Source organism: Pseudomonas sp. W22_MBD1_FP4, assembly GCF_052113765.1.
Lineage (GTDB): Bacteria > Pseudomonadota > Gammaproteobacteria > Pseudomonadales > Pseudomonadaceae > Aquipseudomonas > Aquipseudomonas sivasensis.
In genome coordinates, this window is record NZ_JBGQOI010000016.1 from 14,142 (window position 1) to 33,256 (window position 19,115).

13 protein-coding genes and 2 pseudogenes are annotated in these 19,115 nt (G+C 53.1%); 12 read left to right on the top strand and 3 right to left on the bottom strand.

What is annotated here, in order from left to right:
- Positions 1 to 12 precede the first annotated feature (12 nt).
- The 7 genes and pseudogenes from ACEN2T_RS20100 to ACEN2T_RS20130 all read left to right on the top strand — a co-directional run bounded on the left by ACEN2T_RS20100 (position 13) and on the right by ACEN2T_RS20130 (position 7,103).
- Positions 13 to 986 (top strand): annotated as a pseudogene (locus ACEN2T_RS20100) (AraC family transcriptional regulator).
- A gap of 625 nt (positions 987 to 1,611) precedes the next feature.
- Positions 1,612 to 3,072: an FAD-dependent oxidoreductase gene (locus tag ACEN2T_RS20105; protein ID WP_442117366.1), complete on the top strand. Its 1,461-nt coding sequence runs from the start codon at positions 1,612 to 1,614 to the stop codon at positions 3,070 to 3,072.
- Between the two features lie 10 nt (positions 3,073 to 3,082).
- A complete protein-coding gene (locus ACEN2T_RS20110) occupies positions 3,083 to 3,454 on the top strand; it encodes a c-type cytochrome (protein WP_442117367.1) in 372 nt (123 codons plus the stop codon).
- A gap of 28 nt (positions 3,455 to 3,482) precedes the next feature.
- Positions 3,483 to 4,220, top strand: coding sequence for a hypothetical protein (locus tag ACEN2T_RS20115; protein WP_442117368.1), 738 nt, complete (start codon positions 3,483 to 3,485; stop codon positions 4,218 to 4,220).
- A 137-nt stretch (positions 4,221 to 4,357) separates the two neighbouring features.
- Complete coding sequence (locus tag ACEN2T_RS20120) at positions 4,358 to 5,689, top strand: hypothetical protein (protein ID WP_442117369.1); 1,332 nt, start codon at positions 4,358 to 4,360, stop codon at positions 5,687 to 5,689.
- Between the two features lie 178 nt (positions 5,690 to 5,867).
- Positions 5,868 to 5,994, top strand: a pseudogene (gene tatA / locus ACEN2T_RS20125) (twin-arginine translocase TatA/TatE family subunit); the annotation flags it as partial.
- 255 nt (positions 5,995 to 6,249) lie between these two features.
- A protein-coding gene (locus ACEN2T_RS20130; protein WP_442117370.1) for an IS5 family transposase occupies positions 6,250 to 7,103 on the top strand; the annotation gives its coding sequence in 2 pieces (ribosomal slippage) (positions 6,250 to 6,591 and positions 6,594 to 7,103; 852 coding nt in all).
- Here ACEN2T_RS20130 and ACEN2T_RS20135 read toward each other — a convergent pair.
- The 3 genes from ACEN2T_RS20135 to ACEN2T_RS20145 all read right to left on the bottom strand — a co-directional run bounded on the left by ACEN2T_RS20135 (position 7,100) and on the right by ACEN2T_RS20145 (position 10,997).
- A complete protein-coding gene (locus ACEN2T_RS20135) occupies positions 7,100 to 8,341 on the bottom strand; it encodes an OprD family porin (protein ID WP_442117371.1) in 1,242 nt (413 codons plus the stop codon). The genes ACEN2T_RS20130 and ACEN2T_RS20135 overlap by 4 nt on opposite strands.
- 210 nt (positions 8,342 to 8,551) lie before the next feature.
- Entirely contained in the window at positions 8,552 to 9,481 is a 930-nt protein-coding gene (locus tag ACEN2T_RS20140) for a dihydrodipicolinate synthase family protein (protein WP_183701862.1), read from the bottom strand.
- A 124-nt stretch (positions 9,482 to 9,605) separates the two neighbouring features.
- Positions 9,606 to 10,997, bottom strand: a complete 1,392-nt coding sequence (locus ACEN2T_RS20145) for an MFS transporter (protein ID WP_442117372.1) — start codon at positions 10,995 to 10,997, stop codon at positions 9,606 to 9,608.
- Between the two features lie 1,052 nt (positions 10,998 to 12,049).
- Here ACEN2T_RS20145 and ACEN2T_RS20150 point away from each other — a divergent pair.
- The 5 genes from ACEN2T_RS20150 to qhpG all read left to right on the top strand — a co-directional run bounded on the left by ACEN2T_RS20150 (position 12,050) and on the right by qhpG (position 19,098).
- Complete coding sequence (locus tag ACEN2T_RS20150) at positions 12,050 to 12,889, top strand: IclR family transcriptional regulator (protein WP_442117373.1); 840 nt, start codon at positions 12,050 to 12,052, stop codon at positions 12,887 to 12,889.
- Between the two features lie 627 nt (positions 12,890 to 13,516).
- Positions 13,517 to 15,421: a sigma-54-dependent Fis family transcriptional regulator gene (locus ACEN2T_RS20155; protein ID WP_442117374.1), complete on the top strand. Its 1,905-nt coding sequence runs from the start codon at positions 13,517 to 13,519 to the stop codon at positions 15,419 to 15,421.
- Positions 15,421 to 17,139, top strand: coding sequence for an ABC transporter ATP-binding protein (locus ACEN2T_RS20160; protein WP_442117375.1), 1,719 nt, complete (start codon positions 15,421 to 15,423; stop codon positions 17,137 to 17,139). The genes ACEN2T_RS20155 and ACEN2T_RS20160 overlap by 1 nt, the downstream gene beginning before the upstream one ends.
- A complete protein-coding gene (gene qhpE / locus ACEN2T_RS20165) occupies positions 17,129 to 17,806 on the top strand; it encodes a subtilisin-like serine protease QhpE (RefSeq protein ID WP_442117376.1) in 678 nt (225 codons plus the stop codon). The genes ACEN2T_RS20160 and qhpE overlap by 11 nt, the downstream gene beginning before the upstream one ends.
- On the top strand, positions 17,803 to 19,098 hold the full coding sequence (gene qhpG, locus ACEN2T_RS20170; protein WP_442117377.1) for a flavin-dependent monooxygenase QhpG: 1,296 nt from the start codon (positions 17,803 to 17,805) through the stop codon (positions 19,096 to 19,098). Before qhpE ends, qhpG begins: the two co-directional genes overlap by 4 nt.
- The last annotated feature ends 17 nt before the right edge of the window (positions 19,099 to 19,115 follow it).

Consider the following 19,115-nt stretch of genomic DNA (forward strand, 5'->3'; position numbering starts at 1 on the left):
GAGTGCCTTGTCATGCAAACAAATGCTCACGTAGTTAGTAATATTCGTGTTAGTCAATTTGATTTTCCGGTGCGCAAGCATGGATGGAGCGCCTATGTGGGCCACATTCGCTGCATACTACCAAGCCCCAGGACATTCGGTTTCGTCATAAGGCCAAAGTTTTTAATCGTTTTTCCACTGTTTTGGTTTTTTAGAGTATGGCGCTGACGTAATTATTAAAACTCAGGAGTCCGACTTTTTAAATAGTTACAACCTTAGCCTCCCGCTATCGGGAGAGCAAGGGCTATTGAAAAACGGTAAATCATTTAACTCTGATATAGGCCATGGTTTAGTTGTTTCGCCGCACGAAACCCAAGAGCTATGGATGACTGGTAACTGTAAAAAACGTTCTGTTGTAATTCCTCCCCTATCCATGCGCCAGACGCTTGAGGAAATGCTTCATCGTACGATCGACGTTCCTCTTAAGTTTGAACCTTTCATTGATGCAACTAACGGGGCTACAGCTTCGTGGTGGCGGTTGGTGCGTAAGCGGCGGTGAGGTGTTCGGGTACGCGCTATTTGCTCGAGATATTGAGAGTGCGCTGATCAAAGGGCTAATTTTGTCCCAGCGGAATAACTACAGTGACGTTACTGACAAACATCCTCATGGGCAACTTCCTTACTGCCTCATAAGGGCGCGTGATTTTATTCACGATAAAGCCCGTGAAGATATTTGTCTTGAGGATATAGAGCAAGCAGCGGGCGTATAAAGGTTCAATGTTTTTGACGGCTTCAAAAAATATTTTGGCATGCCTCCGATGGCATATCTTAGAAAATATAGGCTGACTGCAGTTCGTAGAGATATATTGGAGGGTGGTCCGGTTAGAAGTCTTTCTCAGCTTGCCACTGGCTGGGGATTTAATCACTTGGGAAGATTTGCAATCAAGTATCGTAAACTGTTCAATGAAGCACCTAGTACAACTTTGCATCGTGGAGGGATAGATTGAGGAAAGTTTATTTGATTTAGATGCACCGTCTCTTATGTACGCGGCGGTTGCAGAATCAGTGGGAGCACTGATGGTTGAAGTTTATATGCCAACGACTCTCTGTAAAGTCTGCCCTAAGGTTATTGGGAGGCTCTGCCTATAAACTTACATTGGGGGGTGACTTCCATAGCGTAATTATCTGCGCTCCTAGAAGCCGACCTAGATAAGAGTTGTTAAACGGCCATTTCTGATCTTGTACAGGCAGCTGTCGACAATTCTTTGGTTGGCTGTCACCGCATATCCACGGTTTGCATAATCGTTAACTGCTCAATGCGGCTTTTTCACTAAGCTATTGCTGAGTTTAAATGCGTTTAAACTGAACTGAAAATTAAATTGACTTAATGTTCTGAGGAGATTCCGTGCTGGCACTGACGCCAATTTTTTGGATGATATTCAGGTATAAAATGGATAGACGCTATTCCGATCTTAATGTTTAATAAATTAACCCTTCTAAAAGCTTAGATTTTTAGGTGGGTCAGAAACTTGTAGTGCTTGCGTGCTAATGGCTGTCGGGAAAAATGATTTGTTGGTGTGTGATTTTTCCGGCTGTTTTGAAAGTAAATAATATAATAATGATGAGGTCTAAATGACTGACAAAGATGATGACTTATTAAAGGCGACTTATAATCGTCGTCAAACTCTAAAAGGTATTGCGGCAGGAGCGACCACAGTGTTTGCCGCCTCAATGCTAAATTCTGCGATGGCAGGTGTAACAAAACCCGCACCCGACGTTCCAGAGAAAAAAACGGTTAACGGTGATTACGACACTATTATTATTGGCGGCGGTATGGCGGGAGCCACCGCAGCAAGAGAGCTGGGAACTCGAGGAAAAAAGTGTTTGGTATTGGAAGCACGCAATCGGACGGGTGGCCGTACGTTTACCACTGAGGTTTTTGGCGAGCGTGCAGACGTTGGTGGTCAATGGATTCACTGGATTCAGCCGCATGTTTGGGCTGAAATGCGACGCTATGGTTTGCAGCTACTGGAAACTCCCGGTGCCAATCCAACTGCTTACGGTGTGGTGGTAAACGGCAAGCTAGAACCCTTTGATCCGGCTAAGGCGTTTGAACTGCTGAACGCAGGGATGCAAATATTTAGTAAAGATGTGATTGACCTTTTTCCTCGTCCCTTTGATCCTTACTTTAATCCGGACTTCTTAAAGACCGATAATATTTCTATTGCTCAGCGAATGAAGCAGATCAACGTATCTGATGAGACGCGCGCGATTCTCGAATCATATTTCACTACTGCTGTAAACGGCCCTATTGATCAGGCAGGCTACCTGGATCAGATTCATTGGTATGCACGCGCTGGCAACGATATGGATCGTCTGCTTCGAGCGTGTACCCAATATAAAATTAGCACCGGTACGTCTTCGCTTATTGAATTGTTGTTCAGTGAAAGTCGTGCTGAAATAAAATTAAACACGCCAGTTCAGAAGGTAGAGCAGTCTTCGCGGGGAGTAAAAGTGACTGCGGAAGACGGTAAAACATATTTTGCTAAGTCTTGTATCGTCGCGTTGCCTATGAACTGTTGGAACGATATTGAGTGGCTCCCCGCTCTGTCTCCAGGAAAAGTAGCCGCAAGTAAAGAGCGACATGTTGGTTCTGGATTCGAGCTGAAGGTGAAAGTGAAGGGTAACAAAGGTAGCTATCAAGGCATGGCATCCTCTGGATATCCTATCAATTTGGTATACACAGATTATATTTCTGACCATCATACCAAGTTCGTTGCGATGGGCTATTCAGTGCCGGGCTTTGATGTGAACGACGATGAAAATGTTCGTGAAGCATTTACTCGTTTGTTACCTGGAGCCGAAATCATGGAGAGTTTCGCTTACGACTGGAATTCAGACCCGTATTCGAAGGGGACTTGGTGCGATTACAAACCTGGGATGTGGAGTAAGTACGGCGAGGAAATGCGTAAGGACGAAGGTCGCATCGTTTTTGCTGGGTCTGACATTGCCAATGGATGGAGAGGTTTTATTGACGGTGCGATTGAAACAGGATTGCGGGCATCACGAATTGTATTAAAGCAGTTGGGTTGAGGGTCTTGGTATGAAAAAAGCGTCATTGGTTTTGCTTTTTATATTGTTTTCAAAAATGGCTGTCGCAGCTGACGGTAACTGTTCTCCAGAGACTGCAGAAAAAGCCTGGGCGAAATGCGCCGCTTGTCACTCTCTTGCAGAGGGTAATACCTCAATGCTTGGCCCGAACCTCCATGGAGTGATTGGCCGGAAAGCGGGCTCGCTTGGAGGGTTCATTTATTCGCCAGCTATGAAGGCCTCGGAAATAGTCTTTACGGCAGAGAAACTTGACGCGTTTTTGGCTGATCCCCAAAGTGTTGTTCCTCGAAACCGTATGCCTTTTAGCGGCCTAAAAAATTCCGAAGACAGGGCGGCCGTAATCTGCAAGATAAAGGCTACTTAATTTTATAAATTCGACTGGAGCTCCCATTATGAATAAAGTTAGCAGGGAAATTGTTTTGGGTAGAAATAGGCTGGTTTCAATAACAAGCTGGTTGGCAATTTGTTTCTGTATGTTGACGACCTACTTGGCAATCCAGGCAGGTAGCTTCGAATATGAAGCCACTGGTGATGTTGCCGCACAGTTGAAAGTTGGTGTGGCAGGTGCAGCCAACTTAAAATGGATGATGCTAAGCGATACATTTGGGTTTTATCTGTTTAGCATCCCTGCTGCTATTTATCTTTGGACTAATTTTAAACAAGAAAATTCATTCCTGGTGTCGCTGGCGACAGTTGCAGGAATATTTTTTGCTTTGGTTGGTGCAATTGGCGCATCTATTCTTTCTGTAGCGTGGCCTGTGCTTACAATTGCAACAGAAAATGCATCAGATCCCGCTCTCGTTCAACTTTATACGGAGCTTTTCCGAATAATCACAATGATTGTTCAGGACGGTATGTGGGGACGTTTGGAGTTCTTTCTGTCTGGGATTTGGTACATAGGCCTTTCGATAGTGATTTGGCCATACCGTAAAGGCTTCGCTAGCATCACTTTTTTGAACGGCTGTTTTGGGCTGTTGTCGAGCCTAGCGAAAATAATAGATGCCGGTGAAGTAGCTGGTTGGGGACTTCAGGGTGTTCTGTACGCTACCCCTATTTGGTTCTTTTGGCTTGGTTTGTTAGCTTGGAAAGGTAAAGCTAGTGTTGCCCAATCTCAGGTCAGCTACAGCTAGCTTCGCAATCTGGCGCTATTGATTACAGCGCCCTTTTCCTACGTCAGATATTTTGGGTCGTTTAATGTAACCGACTTAACAGTAATTCGTGTGTTTGACTTTCTTGAAAAATATAATAATTAATAATGAGAATGATTATGTGCCAGTCTCTTCGAAGTGCGTCCGTTGGTTTTTCGTTAGCGGCTTTTTCCCTATGTTCCAGCGCCGTGAACGCGTTGGAGTTATATTCGGATGAAAGTTACGGGTTAAATGCTGACCTTGATGGTGGGTTTGGGGCTTATCACAGTCAACAAAATTACGCTCATTCTGGAACGTTGAGGAAAGGGGGCACGGACTGGCAAGAAGCATTTTTTAAGTACGGGCTGTCAGGCTGGGTATCTGCGGGCGAACAGAAGCAAAAAATGTATGGTGCTTTGAATTGGGTTAGTAGCGCTACGTTTGGCCAAGGCGACGCTGCCGGATGGACTGACGGCACAGAAAGGACTACCAAAATAGAAGACGCATATATTGGCTGGAAATCGGGCGATTATTTTCCTGGCCTTGGGATTGACGGAATTGATTTATCGTTTGGCAGGCAAAATATTGTTGTGGGTGATGGGTTTCTTATTGGTAGTGACGCTCTTAACCTTGGTAAAGGCATATCGAACGGAACTATGAATCGCGGTGGTGCTTATTACATCACTCCACGTAAAGCGTTTGATCAGACCGCCGTCCTGCGGATCGGTGGGCATGACGGTTTGCGTAGCGATTTAATGTGGTTGAAGTCGGATAACCCGGCGCAAGCCAAAGCAGAGTCCTTCGTCGCTACGTTAGAAAACGTGGGTCAAAAAGGAACTGTAGGTTTTACGTATATGGATGTGCTGGATACGGACAGTGAATTTGATTCCATCCGTCGGAAGGGCACTAAAACCTACACGGTCAGAGCACAAGGTAGCGTCGGGCACCCAGATCTTTTCCTTTCTGGCGAATATGCCTGGCAGGATCGCCCGGCTGGTGAAGAAAGTGCTTGGTATCTCGAGGCAGGTTGGAAGTTCTCGGACGTATATGGAGTGCCCACTGTAAATTATCGTTATAGCCGATTCTCTGAAAATTATGACCCGTTCTTTTTTGGGAATATCCGCGGGATTGGTACATGGTTTCAAGGAGAGGTTGCTTCGAATTACGCGGGGCCATTTAATTCCAATACGCGAGTTCAGCAGGTATCGTTTTCATTTTCTCCTGTTGAAACACTTTCGCTCGGTGTGCTTCTATATAATCTCGATACATTGAGTAGGAGCGCTGGCGCGTTTTCTAATCTGGATGGGAATGAGGTAGATATATATGCAAGTTGGCAAGCAAGTAAAAACCTCACAGTGGTGCCTTTGGTGGGGATTTATAAGCCTGATGCTTCTGATTTAGAAGGTGGATCTCAAATCGGTACTGATCGACGAAATGTTTATAGTCAGGTTCTTTTTCTCACGCATTTCTGAGTTTTTAGAATTGTAAAGACCGGTCCGCGGGTCTGTTCGCTTTTCGCTTATATAAAAATTTTAAGCCGCTACATGACTGTCAAGGTCACGCCGCTGTCCCCGCCACTAAATGGATTTGGTGGCGGAGATAAGTGGCGAGTCCCACTTTCTCAAATCTTTATCTAGAGAGGCGTTAACTATGGGCGTTTTTGATTGGAAACACTGGGTAGTTATATTAACTGTTGTGGTTTTGGTTTTCGGAACAAAGAAGATAAAAGGTTTGGGCGGAGACGTTGGCGAAGCCATTAAAGGTTTCCGCAGAGCGATGAGGGACGACAAACAAAACGAAATTTCGGCGGGATCCCGAAGTGGGACCTCAGAGCCGTCTCAGAGCATTGATGTTAAGTCTCACAAGGTTGGGGAACCTATTCGTTGAGGTAGCCGGCCCTAAATTCCTGTGTTCAGTGTAAGCAATTCACAAAGTGCTTCTAGGCTCTGTACGAAATCATCCGAAACTCATTTGAACCCAGTAAGCGTCGATAGTCAGTAAAGTCCGCGTCCATCAACGGCAGGAGCCCACGATGGCCAAACGGTACGAACTCCCCGACGCAGCCTGGGATTTGGTTGCAGACATATTCAGTGAACCCCGCCGCAACGGACGCCCACGGGCAAATGATCGGCTGATGCTCAACGGCGTGCTCTGGGTGCTCTGCTCGGGTGCTGCCTGGCGCGACATGCCCGAACGCTTCGGCCCATGGTTAACGGTTTATCAACGCTTTCGTGACTGGCGCAATCGCGGGACGTTCGACCAGATGCTCAAGCGGCTTCACATCAAGCTGAACGAGCAAGGGTTAATTGATCTGGAGACCTGGATGATTGACTCCACGGCGGTACGCGCAACCCGGGCCTCCTCTGGTGCTGGGAAAAAAGGGGGCCTGAAGAACCGCAAGACCACGCTCTCGGTCGAAGCCGGGGCGGCCTGACGACGAAGATCCATATGCTGTGCGACGCCAATGGCGTACCGCTAAACTTTCTACTGTCAGGTGGGCAAGCCAGCGACATCAGCTATGCGCAACCGCTGCTGGATAACGCTTACATCCCAAGTTTGCGCGGTCGCCCCCGCAAGCGCTGTCGCTGGTTGCTGGCTGATAAGGGCTATGACGCCGAAGCATTGCGTCGCTACTGCGACCGTTACCGGATGCAGCCGGTAATCCCGCTACGCACGATGAAGCGCAAACCTAAACCGGGATTACCGAGACTGTTTGATCGCCCCAAGTACCGGCAGCGCAACATCATCGAGCGCATGTTCGGCTGGTTGAAGGAGAACCGTCGCATCGTTACGCGCTTCGACAAACTCGCAAAAAGTTATGCGGCAATGGTCTCACTGGCTTGTGCCATGCGGTGTTTGAGACAGTATTTTTCGTACAGAGCCTAGAAAACGTCTAACGGGTAACTGACGATCAACCGATTTTCATCGTAATCACTGGCGTTGAAATTCCGCCTGATGCTTGAATTCCTCAAGCGAACAGATAGAAATTTGAGCTTTCCGCTCTGGACTACGTAGCCCAACTCCGATTCTCGTACCCACTCTGAACCATCATCAACATTTTTTAGTTCCACGTTGTCACCGTGAACGTAGCGTGTCATGAAATTCAAACCAGGAATTCCGTAGCCGCCGAAATTGAGGTCATAGCGAACTTGCCAGGACCGTTCCCGGGGATTGTCGAACGCATGGTTAAAGGTGTTGTTGGCCAAATAGATACCGCCGGTTCCTCCAATACGCATCCAACCGGTATCCCCCGAGACATTTTGCAGTCCTAGGCTGATCGCATGTTCAGCCATGTTGAGGCTAAATAGCGCTGACACAGTACGGTTATCCAACTGACCGGCTTTCGCACTTCCTGAGTCTTTACCCCAGAAAAAACCAAGGTTGGAGTTCACCGATACCCCTTCAGTCAGTTGCCATTTCTGGTTCAGCCCGAGGTAGTGCTGTTCATAGATGTCTTTCAGCTCACCAGACCAAAGCCTGACCGTTGTATTTTTGGAGGGGGAGCGATAGTCGGCGCCGAGAAACTCGAAAGAGTCTGATCGAGCCGAGCCAAAGGTGAGGTCTTCCATCGAGGAGTCATTGCGCAGACTGGTTTTTTTCAGGTCGCCTGCATAGAAGGACCAGTTTTTGAGTTCTTGCGAAGCAATCTGGGCACCGCGAAAAGTCTGCGGCAAGGCGCGAAAATCATCCGCTGTAACAATCGGGAAATTGGGCATCCACTCGCCTACCTTCAACTCCGTATTCGAGAACTTTGCTTTGACCGCGACGCCGAGTCTCCCAAAACTCCCCGCAGGCTCCCCGTCGGCGTCCTTTGGCAACAGCAGCGCACCATACCTTCCTGCGCCTCCATCGAGCTTCACTGCGTATTTCCCCAGCACGTCAACCCCAACTCCCACGGTGCCTTGGGTAAAGCCGGATTTGAGGTCGAAGATAAAACCTTGCGTCCACTCACGAGCCTGGCTTTGTGCAACACCAGGCGCTGTGAAGTTGCGATCAAAGAAGAAATTTCTGAAGTTCAGAGTAGCGGTTGTGTCATCCACAAAACCCTGAGCCAGTGCGTTGAAAGGTAAAACCAAAGCGGGAATGAAAAACACACGAGTTGCGCGATTATTCTGAATGTTCAAGACCTGTCCCCTGTTGTTTTTATTGAAGGGCAATGTCGGCCTGTCATCACCAGTTGAGCGGGCTCAACGCCGCACTTCCGGGAAAACGGCTCGAATGTAGGTGGAGAAGTATCCGGATCGAGTGATGCCAAGGGCCTGATGTGCAGGCCTTTGGCATGTGGTTCTCCTCAAAGCCGCACCTTTGGAGTACGGCATCGGTTTGGCTCGTGGTCAGATCAGACCAGCGCTGCGCAATGCGTCTGCGATTTCCTTGTCGGCGCCTTCTGCCAGTGGCAGTAGCGGCGAGCGCACGGTGGCATGGTCCAGGATGCCACGGGCAACCAGACCATGTTTCAGGGCTACTGTGCCTTCCATGTGGGAACCGCGGTGGTAGACGTTGCGAGTAACTGGCAGCAGTTTGTCGTGGATGGCGCGAGCAGCGGGGTAGTCGCGACGCTTACCAGCAGCGATCAGCTCAATCAGCGGCTCTGGGGTCAGGCTGCCGTAGCCGACCAGTGCGCCGTCTACGTCGAACATGGTGTGCAACAGGTATTCGTCATGGCAGGTCAGGATCTGCAGATCGGGAACTTCACGACGGACTACCGGGATCTCGGTGTCCCAGCGACGCATGTTGCGAACACCGTTTTTCATGGCGAACACGCCAGGTTGCTTGGCAATTTCCAGTTGAGTTTCCAGGTCGTAGGTCGCCTTGGTCACGTCTGGGTATTGGAACAGGATCAGTGGCAGGCCACTTTCTTCGTAGATCGTCTTATAGCGGTCCTGCGCAGCACCTTTCTGATAGCCGAAACGCAGCCAGCCGTGGGATGGATAAACCAGGCCTGCTGCTGCACCATTAGCTACGGCACGCTTGGCCTCTTCAGCGGCTACTTGAGTCCCTTCGCCAGTGATGCCAGCGATGATTGGCAGACGGCCGCCTACCGATTCCTTGAAAGCCTGGATCACACGACCCTGTTCCTCCTGAGTCAGGAAGGTACCTTCACCCGCGTGGCCCAGAACAACCAGTCCCTTCACGCCTTCAAAGCTGCCGAGCCAGGCACCCAGTTTCTGGATAGCCGCATAATCAACTTCACCTTCACGAGTGAACGGCGTGACAGGAGCAGGAACGAGGCCTTTAAGGTCGATAGTGTTTTTAGTGCTCATTTCATTACCTCTGGTTTGGTTAAATTTCGCAAATAACGCATGCGCGGGCGCAAAACACATACTTATGTGCTCTGAGTTTGAAACTAATTCAGTTGTTGCGGTTTGAAATTTATGCAGTTGAAATTTATGGCGATAGCTCTTCCAGAATTCGGCCTTTGGTTTCAATAGCGAATAATGCAGTGATAACGGCTGTCATCAATAACACCACCGCAAATATACCGAACACATATTGAACACCCACGCCGGAGACGGTAAAGCCTACAATTATTGGACCCAATGCCGAACCCAACCTTAGCCAGGCGCTACCGACACCCGTACCTAACGCGCGTAGCCGAGTGGGATAAAGTTCCGCCGAGTACAAATACAGCGAAAAAGTAACTGTCTGGACCAGCGCATATCCCAACCCGGCCAGTACCAGTATCTTGATGGGTGCCGTTGCGCCTGTGGTGGCCAGTATCGCGAGAGGTATTGCGGCGAGAAACAAGGCACCCATGTACCAGCGGCGACGACCGACCTTATCAATCAATAGTGCACAAATTACTGCAGCAACTACACCCGCTGCTGATGTCATGAAACCATAAGCCAGGCTGGTTTCGAGCGGCAAATGGAAGTGTTGACGATAAAGTGTCGGCAGCCAGGTAATAAGTCCATTAGCGACCATGTAGGAGCCAAACCACATGGCCCAAATAACGAGTGAGCGCTTAAAGTAGATGCCTTTGAAAAGCTCTTTCCAACCCCCTCTGTTATTTATCGCATGCATCTGCGGCACTTCTACTGGAGGTTGCAGTGTCTTGCCTGCTTTGACCGCGCTATTTTCCAGGCGAGTGACAATCCGGTCAGCCTCCTCAAGGCGCCCCTTGGAAGCAAGCCAACGCGGCGATTCGAATAGGAAGAAACGAAGGGGAATCAGCAGCATCGCGGGTACCAACCCCACTGCGAACATTGCTTTCCAGCCGTAGATCGGAACGAGGAAGTAGCCAATTATCCCGGCCCCTACCAGACCAAGCAGAAACATGACTTCGTATAGAAGGAAGAATTTTCCTCGTTTTTTGGAGCCGATCAATTCGTTGATATAGGCGCTCGCGACCGGGACTTCTCCTCCCGTACCGATGCCCTGTATGAACCTGAAAGCAATCATCATCGCTGCGCTGGACGCAAACAGGCAGGCGACGTCCATCGATACGAACAACAGGATGGTAAATGTCAGCACCTTCATACGCCCAATTCTCTCGGCCAGCCATCCAAAGATCAATGCGCCGAACAGCTGCCCCAGATAACCGGCAGAGAGAATCATGCCGATTTGGGTACCGCTGAGGCTCCACTCTTTGGCCAGAACCGGCATCGCATAGGCAATGGCAATGACTGTATAACCGTCGAAGAAAGTCGCGGCACCAATAATATTCCTGGCCCAAAATACTTGTCTGGTGATGGGAAGCCTTTCTAACCGGGCACTAATATTCGCCTGACTTCTAACTTTTTCTGGCAAGGGCTCAGTTTCAACGTGATGCATCAACATAGCACTTCCTTTATTGTTTTTGCGCTTTTCAGAGCGATAAAAAACTTACCGTCGTAAACACAGTACAGTGGTGTAGTTTATTCAAAAACTGATCTTATTTAGCATTACTGGCTAATACTATGTGATCAGCTTTTTAGAAATTACTACTTCATGATCGTGTTCACGGCGAAGGAAAAACGCGAGGATATTTTTTAGCTGAAGTACTGAAAGTGTCGTTCGAGAGCAATGTCGACGGCGCTGATTGTATTTCGACACTATTATGGAAGCGTCGCACGTCATATACAGAGCGGGCGCTGTTGAACTGAGTGCGAATAAAGGCTGACCTGGTATGCAAACCGGGCACAGCACGCGGGCGGCATGAGCCAATCGCGGGAAGACGGGCATTTATGCAACTGCCTTGGTCATGGACGACGGAATGTTCGGGGTAGGCATCTTGCTTAGCGGTCTGTTTCATCTTTCGTCGCGCCTTTTTTGTTTTTCGGAATGCGAAAGTTTTTTCTTTCTTGTATTCAGACTACCACCATCAGTTTGCAGGGCCCACACTTTTTTTGACGATCCAACTGCTTTTTTATTCTTTTATGTCATGTTTGCCGCCCATGAAATTCCATTCGGTTTTATAAAGGCTCTGCAGATTTAGGCCGGCCACGGTTGCAAAGTGCCATCTATTGCGCCAATCACATTGGGGTTGTAGAGCACTTAAGAACGCGCTGAATATCCACGCCACCCTGACACTCTCTGGATTTAAGCTATACCAGACACATTGAAGCGAGGTGGAAACAGATGAGTTTTTGAAGCCGCAAATCCAAAAGTTCGACGAATTCGCTTTAGCCGTTCAGATTGCGGATCTGCGGTTGGCTTCTTCGCTGGATCCCTGAGTCTGTACGTCCAGTGAGGCGGGAAAGCTGAAGAAGAGGGAAGGCAATAAGTGATCATTTCGCAACTCGGAAACCGGGCGGTGGATAACCGAGTAGGCCAACGCACCGCCAGGTGCTATTCTTTTTAACGGTTTTTCGCATTCCGAAAACAAGAACTACCCCAGATGGATATCGCCCATGGCTCCCAGAAACTCAACAAAAAGCGAACCGACGAACTCTGCTGACGAAGACAAAAGCCAGCGCAGCACTGTTCAGTCACTTGCCAAAGGATTTCGAGTCTTGGAGGCCTTCACTGCGGAAAAAGACGAGCTTACATTGAGCCAGATCGCAGCCAAGGCCGACCTCGACCCTGGCACAACCTACCGTATGCTCAATACGTTGGTGGATCTCGGATATGTTTCTCGTATCCCTGAAAGCAAGCGTTTTTCCCTCACACTCAAGATTCTCAATCTGGGCTTCCACGCAATTGCGCATACAGATCTGCGCAGCCTGGTTCGTCCTGTTCTTAAAGGGCTCGTCAGCGAAATAAGCGAAGCTGCGAGCTTTGCCGTTCTTCAAGGGGCCGATGTGCTCTATCTTGAGCGTGTCAGGGCGGGCATCACTCGCCTGGGAGTGGATATCCGTATCGGTACAACCGTCCCCGCTTGCCAAACAGCAGTTGGCCAATCGATCCTGGCGTTTTTGCCTGAGCACGAAGTCGAGCGCATTGAGGCGCTTTCCTTATCCACATCCTTTAAGAGCAAAGCACTGTCTCGACCGCTTTCCGAGGTACTCGAGAAAATTCGAACGGATGGATACATCATTACCGATTCACTTTTCGCTGAGGGGCTACGGATTTTGGCCGTCCCGGTATTGGATATCGATGGTTATCCTGTCGGCGCCATCAGTATCGCGGCCCCTGCGGTGCGCTGCACAACCGAGGAACTCGAACGCAGAGCGTTGTCCGTCACATTGACAGCAGCGAAGAATATCGGTCGAGCCCTCCTGGCTAGTGGTAGCGTAAATTCCAGTCCGTGATTAACTCGAAACGAAGTGGTTTTCCATCGACGTCACCCCGGCGTGAAAAGGCTTGACGCAAGAAAAGACGGGGCCGACTCGTCTTGGCGCTGGTGAAGCATTTGTGGCGCAGAGGTGCTTAGTATCATCTTCACCTTGAAATTGTGAGGGGCCGGTGGGCGTGGAGTATCACCTGATTTGATAGGCTAAGTTTACCGCCTCTCTCCTGACCTCAATCTCTCGAACTGCCTGGTGCGGACCCGCACGCCGGGTGCTGTGGCAGGGGAGCGGCCTGTGAAGACACTTCCCCATGCCGATTGCCTGATAGTGTGTCAGCGCTGCATGTTCGAGCACGTTCAATCGGCGAGAACCTCGAAGATTTTATCGCTTGTTACGTGATAGAACACAACTTGAACTTTAATCCCAGAGCCGCCTGGCTGGCTTCTTTCAACTCGCTGAGTATGGGTGCTTACCCTGGTCTCAGTTTACTGATATTTGCACCTGGCTGAATCGGTTGAATTGAGTGATCGACGTGCCACGGATAAAGCGCAACCATCGCAAGGCACTTGCCAATGCCCTGACGTTAACGTAAAGATGGGAACGAGGCGCTGAACTCAGAAGGGCGCAGGGCGGACCGATCCGGAGCGCTTGATGATGATAAAAACAACTCATTCCATACTTCATCGCGAAGCTCGGCTGGCTCGGGAAAAACTGCACCTCGAGGGCACCATTCCCGATGGCGTATTGCGCGCGGAAATCGATGCGTCCTGGCGCCGCAGTCTCAGCCATGGCGTGCATTTTAATGCCAGGCAAGAACTGGCGTTGGAGTCGAACGCCAGTCTTGACGTGCTGCTGGAAAGCAACCGGTTGTTGATCGATGCGGCGATGCCTGCCATCGATTATCTGGCCGAGCGCCAGGGCAAGGAAGGGCTCATCATCCTCGCCAATTCCGATGCCACCATCCTGGCAGCCGAAGGGCGTGCCGATCGTTTCAAAGGTAGCAACCTGCAAGACATCACACTGGGCGCGTGCTGGAGCGAAGCGGCGCGCGGCACCAACGCGCTGGGTACCGCGCTGGTGGAAGCCCGGCCGACGATGATTGATTGCGGCGAACATTACCTAGACCGTCTGACCAACTTTTCCTGCACCTCGGTGCCGATTTATTGCCCGCAGGGTGACATCCTCGGTGTCCTTGACCTGACCCGCGAAGGCCCGCTCGGCCGCGTTCACGACAGCACCGCGTTGCTGACCATGGCCGTCAGCCAGATCGAAAGTCGCGTGTTCAACGCTTGTTACCCGGACCAGATCGTCCTCGCCTTCCACAGCCGTCGCCAATACCTCGAATCCCCTTGGCAGGGCTTGCTCGCGATGAGTCTCGGCGGGCAGATTCTCGCGGTCAGCGCCCAGGCATGCCAGTTGCTCCACGCCGAGCGTTCGGCGCTGGTTGGTCGACGCTGCGAAGAGTTCCTGGGTGTCGATGGCCTGCAACTGTTATCGCGTCTGCATCAGGGCGGCATCGGCAGTCTGCAAACCGCCAAAGGTGAATTTTTCTACAAAACCCTGCGCGCGCCGCAGCGCTCGATCAACGTCAGCGCTCCATCGCGCACCCCAATTAAAACCGCTAAACCGCAACCCGATCTCGAATCCCTGGCCGGCAACAATGCCCGTTACGCCCGTGCGCTGCGCATGGCCCGCCAGGGTCTGGCCAATGAATTGCCAGTGCTGCTGCTGGGCGAAACGGGCACCGGTAAGGAAGTCATCGCCCGAGCGCTGCATATGGCTGGAACCCGCTGCGACAAACCTTTCATCGCGGTGAACTGCGCGGCAATCCCCGAAGGCCTGATCGAGTCGGAGCTGTTTGGCTATCGCGAAGGCGCCTTTACCGGTTCGCGCCGGGGCGGCATGGTCGGGCGCCTGCAACAGGCCCATGGCGGCACGTTGTTTCTCGATGAAATCGGCGACATGCCGCTGGCCTTGCAGGCCCGTTTGCTCCGGGTGTTGCAGGATCGCAAAGTCGCGCCGCTGGGTGCTGGAGAAGAGCAAGACATCGACATCGCACTGATCTGCGCCACACACCGCGACCTCAAGCGTCTGGTGGAAGACAAACACTTTCGCGAGGATCTGTTCTACCGGGTCAACGGCATCTGCGTGATGCTCCCGGCCCTGCGCGAACGCGACGACTTCAATGGGCTGGTCGATCGTCTGCTGGCCAAACTCGATGCGCCGACGGTCGTCCTGCATGACGATTTGATCCGCTTGCTGGGCGGCTATCACTGGCCGGGCAACATCCGCCAACTGGAAATGGTTTTGCGCACCGCGTTGGCCATGTGTGAGCCGGTGGATACCGTGCTCACCCTCGACCATTTGCCCGACAGTATGCTCAACGAACTGACCGTCGGCGAACGCCCTCAAAGCGGCAGTATTCGTGAACATGAACTGGAGCTGATTCGTCAGTCCCTGGACACCCACCAAGGTAATGTTTCGGCCGCCGCCGACGCCCTGGGTATCAGCCGCGCGACCCTGTATCGCAAGCTTAAACAGCTGCGCTCGTGATGTTGCGTTCGATTGTTCGGCTGATCGACAGCCAGAACCCTGCGGCCCTGCAAGCGGCGTTGCGCTGGCTCTACAGCTTCGTGCGTCCGCACCGGTTGGCGATTGCCGGATTGCTTGGGCTGTCGGTCTGTGCCTCGTCGCTGGTATTGGTGCAACCCTGGCTAACCAAGCTGCTGATCGACGACGGCCTGTTGGCGCGCAACTTTGCGATGCTGGTGCTGATCGCCGGGTTGATGATTGTCGCCGGGTTGTTGGGCACGGCGCTGTCGGGCGTCAATCGGTACCTGCACACGCGATTGTCCGGACGGATTCTGTTTGCCCTGCGCGATGACCTTTATCGGCATTTACAGATGCTCTCGCCGGGTTTTTACGGCCAGCGGCGAATCGGCGATTTGATGTCGCGTCTCGATGGCGATGTTGCGGAGATCCAGCGCTTTGCCGTGGATTCGCTGTTCTCTGCGGTGTCGAGCGTGATCGGCCTGGTGGTCGCCGTGGCGATGTTGGTGACCCTGTCGTGGAAACTCTCGCTGCTGGCCTTGGTGCTGATTCCACTCGACGTGCTCTGGCTGCGCTGGATGCGGCGCAAGGTCGAGCGCGATGTGCGGCAGTTGCGCGAGCGTTCGGCGGACATGTCCTCGTTCATGGTCGAGACCTTGCCGGTGATGAAATTCATTCAGTCCGCCGGTCAGCAACAGCGCGAAGCGCGGCGGCTGGAGACGTTGGGACACGGGTATATGAGCCAGCTCTTGCGCCTGCAAGTCACCGAGTTTTTCACTCAAGCGGTGCCCGGCACGCTGACGTCGTTGTCGCGGGCCTGTGCGTTTTTGATTGGTGGTTACTGGGTGGTGCAGGGGACGTGGCAACTGGGCGCGCTGATCGCGTTTTCGACTTACCTGGGCATGGCGGTCGGCCCGGTTCAGAGCCTGCTCGGGCTCTATGTCGCGATTCAGCGGATGACCGTGAGCCTGGAGCGGGTCATGGAACTGCGCGGCGAAGAGCCGACCGTACTTACCCCAATTACGCCGCAGCCGATGCCGGATTTTGGCGAACTGCGTTTCGACAACGTGCACTTCAGCCATCCCGGTCGGCCGACCACCTTGCGTGGCGTTGACGCGCAAATTCCTTACGGTTTGAAAGTCGCCCTGAGCGGCGGATCCGGTGTCGGTAAATCGACCCTGATCGATCTGCTGCAACGGCATCACGATCCGCAGTCCGGTCGGGTCTTGCTGGGGGAGGTCGATCTGCGGGAACTGGACCTGTTCCAGCTGCGTCGGCGGATTGCCGTGGTCAGCCAGGACATCGTGCTGTTTCGCGGCAGCCTCGCCGACAACCTGGCCTATGCCGTACCGGACGCCAGTCGCCAGGCCATTGCCGACGTGGCGCGGTTGGCGCAGCTCGATAGCCTGATCGAGTCTCTGCCCGAAGGTCTCGACAGCCCTTTGGGCGAGCGCGGTCAGCAGTTGTCCGGTGGGCAGAAACAGCGGATCGCCATTGCCCGGGCGCTGTTGCAGGATCCATTGATTCTGGTGCTGGACGAAGCCACCTCGGCGGTCGACGAAACCACCGAGCGCGAAGTGATCGAGGCCATCGACCGGTTGTTCGCCGGGCGTACGCGGATTCTGATCAGCCATCGCCCTTCGACCCTGGCCGATGCCGATCTGCGCTTTGAACTGCTCGATGGCGTGCTCACGTCAAACACGGTGCAGCATGAAGCCTGAACCGCGCATTGGGGTGGTGGACAGTGGTCATTCGGCGGCGCAACGGGTGCGGGTGATGGCCGGTCGGCGCTTCTCGCTACAGGAAGATGGACTGGCCGAAAGCGATTTACGCGACGATCCGCTGGGCCATGGCAGTGCGGTGATCGAGGCCATAGGCCGGCGGGCGCCGGCGGCGGTTTTTTGCGTTGCCCAGGTGTTCGACCAGCGTGGCGTTACCAGCGCCTTGCAGATCGCTACCGCCATCGATTGGTTGGTGACGCAGGACGTGCGATTGATCAATCTGAGCCTCGGTTTGCGCCAGGATCGCAGCCTGCTGCGTGAAGCCTGCGCAGCGGCAGTGGCGCAGGGCATTCTCTTGTGTGCGTCCAGCCCGGCCCAGGGCGAAGGGGTGTTTCCGGCGAACTATCCGCAGGTGCTGCGGGTCACCGGCGATGCTCGTTGTACCGAGTCGCAATGGTCTTGGCTCGACAGCGCCCAGGCAGATTTCGCCGCGTGTGTTCACGGTACCCACCCGGGGCAGTCGGGTGCGAGCCTCGGCTGTGCGGCGTTGAGCGGGCACATCGCGAACTTCCTAGTTGATAACCCTGAGGCGAGCAACACGCAAATTGTCCAGTGGCTGCAAAAAAACGCCCGTTATCACGGCCCTGAAAGGCGTGTTGGCGTATGAAGCCGATTGTGATTCTTGGCGCGGGGCCTGCGGGGGCGGCGGTGGCCCTGGGGCTGCGACGGCTTGGGTACCCCGTCACGCTGGTCAGTGAGTGGCGGCGCTTTGCGGCGCTGGAAGGGGTGTCTATGCGGGTGCTGGATGCTTTGCGCGGTGCTGGGCTGCATCACGCGTTGACGGATGCGACGCAGCCTTCCCAGCGTCAGGTGTCCTGGAACGGTCAGCAGCATGCGCAGAACATCGAATTTTTGCTCGATCGGCCGAGCTTCGATCGCGGCTTGCGCGAGGATTTGCGGCTGGCCGGCGTCGAGTTGATCGAAGGCCGAGTGCTGACGGTGCAGTCGCAAGCTTCGGGGCATCGAATCGAACTGCAAGGGCGTGACGCGCTGCTCGCGGATTTCCTGGTGGAGGCCCGCGGACGCCAGGCACCTGCCCTTGGCAAAGGCTTGCGTGGGCCGGAGACGGTCAGCTTGCTCAATCGCTGGCAAGGTGCGCCGGGTATCACTGCCAGTGCTTTGGAAAGCCTTGAGAACGGCTGGGCCTGGATGGCGCGCCGGGCCGACGGCCAGTGCTATTGGCAATGGACGGTGGACGTGGCCAGTGCCGAGTTGCCGGGAAAGGCGCTGTTGCTCGATTACTGTCGTCAGCGCCGCCAGGATTCGGCGCTGGCCCAGGAATTTTTTTCGAATGCCCCGCAAACCGGGCTGTACCTGCATGCCCGCAGCAGCACGGCGATTTTGTGTCCGCAGGTCTGTGGCGACCGCTGGATTCGGGTGGGGGACGCGGCGATGGCGGTGGATCCGCTGTCGGGTAATGGCATCTTTCAGTCATTGTCTTCGGCGTTGCAGGCGCCAACGGTGATCAACACGCTGTTGCGCAAACCTGAGCGGGGGTTGCTGGCACAGCGTTTTCATCAGCAGCGGGTAGAGCAGTTGTTTTTGCGGTTTGCGCGTATTGGTCGGGATTTTTATGCCCATGAGCAGCGTTGGCCGGATCGGCCGTTCTGGCAGGCGCGGCGGCAGTGGCCGGATGCTGAGGTCGCCCACGCCGAGGCGGATTTCTCCGCGCTGAAGATTGAGCCTGCGCCGGTGCTCAGGGACGGATTTGTGGATGAGGCCGAGGTGGTGATCACGGCGGATCAGCCGTTGGGGATCTGGCATGTGCAAGGGGTGGAGCTGGCACCGTTGGTGCGACGGTTGCGCAGCGAGCCGGCCGAGCGAGTGTTGGCGGGGTTGACAGTGGAGCAGGGAAGGATGGTTCGGGTGTGGTTGTTGGGGCAGGGGTTCAAGCCCTGACATTCGGGTTGCCTGGG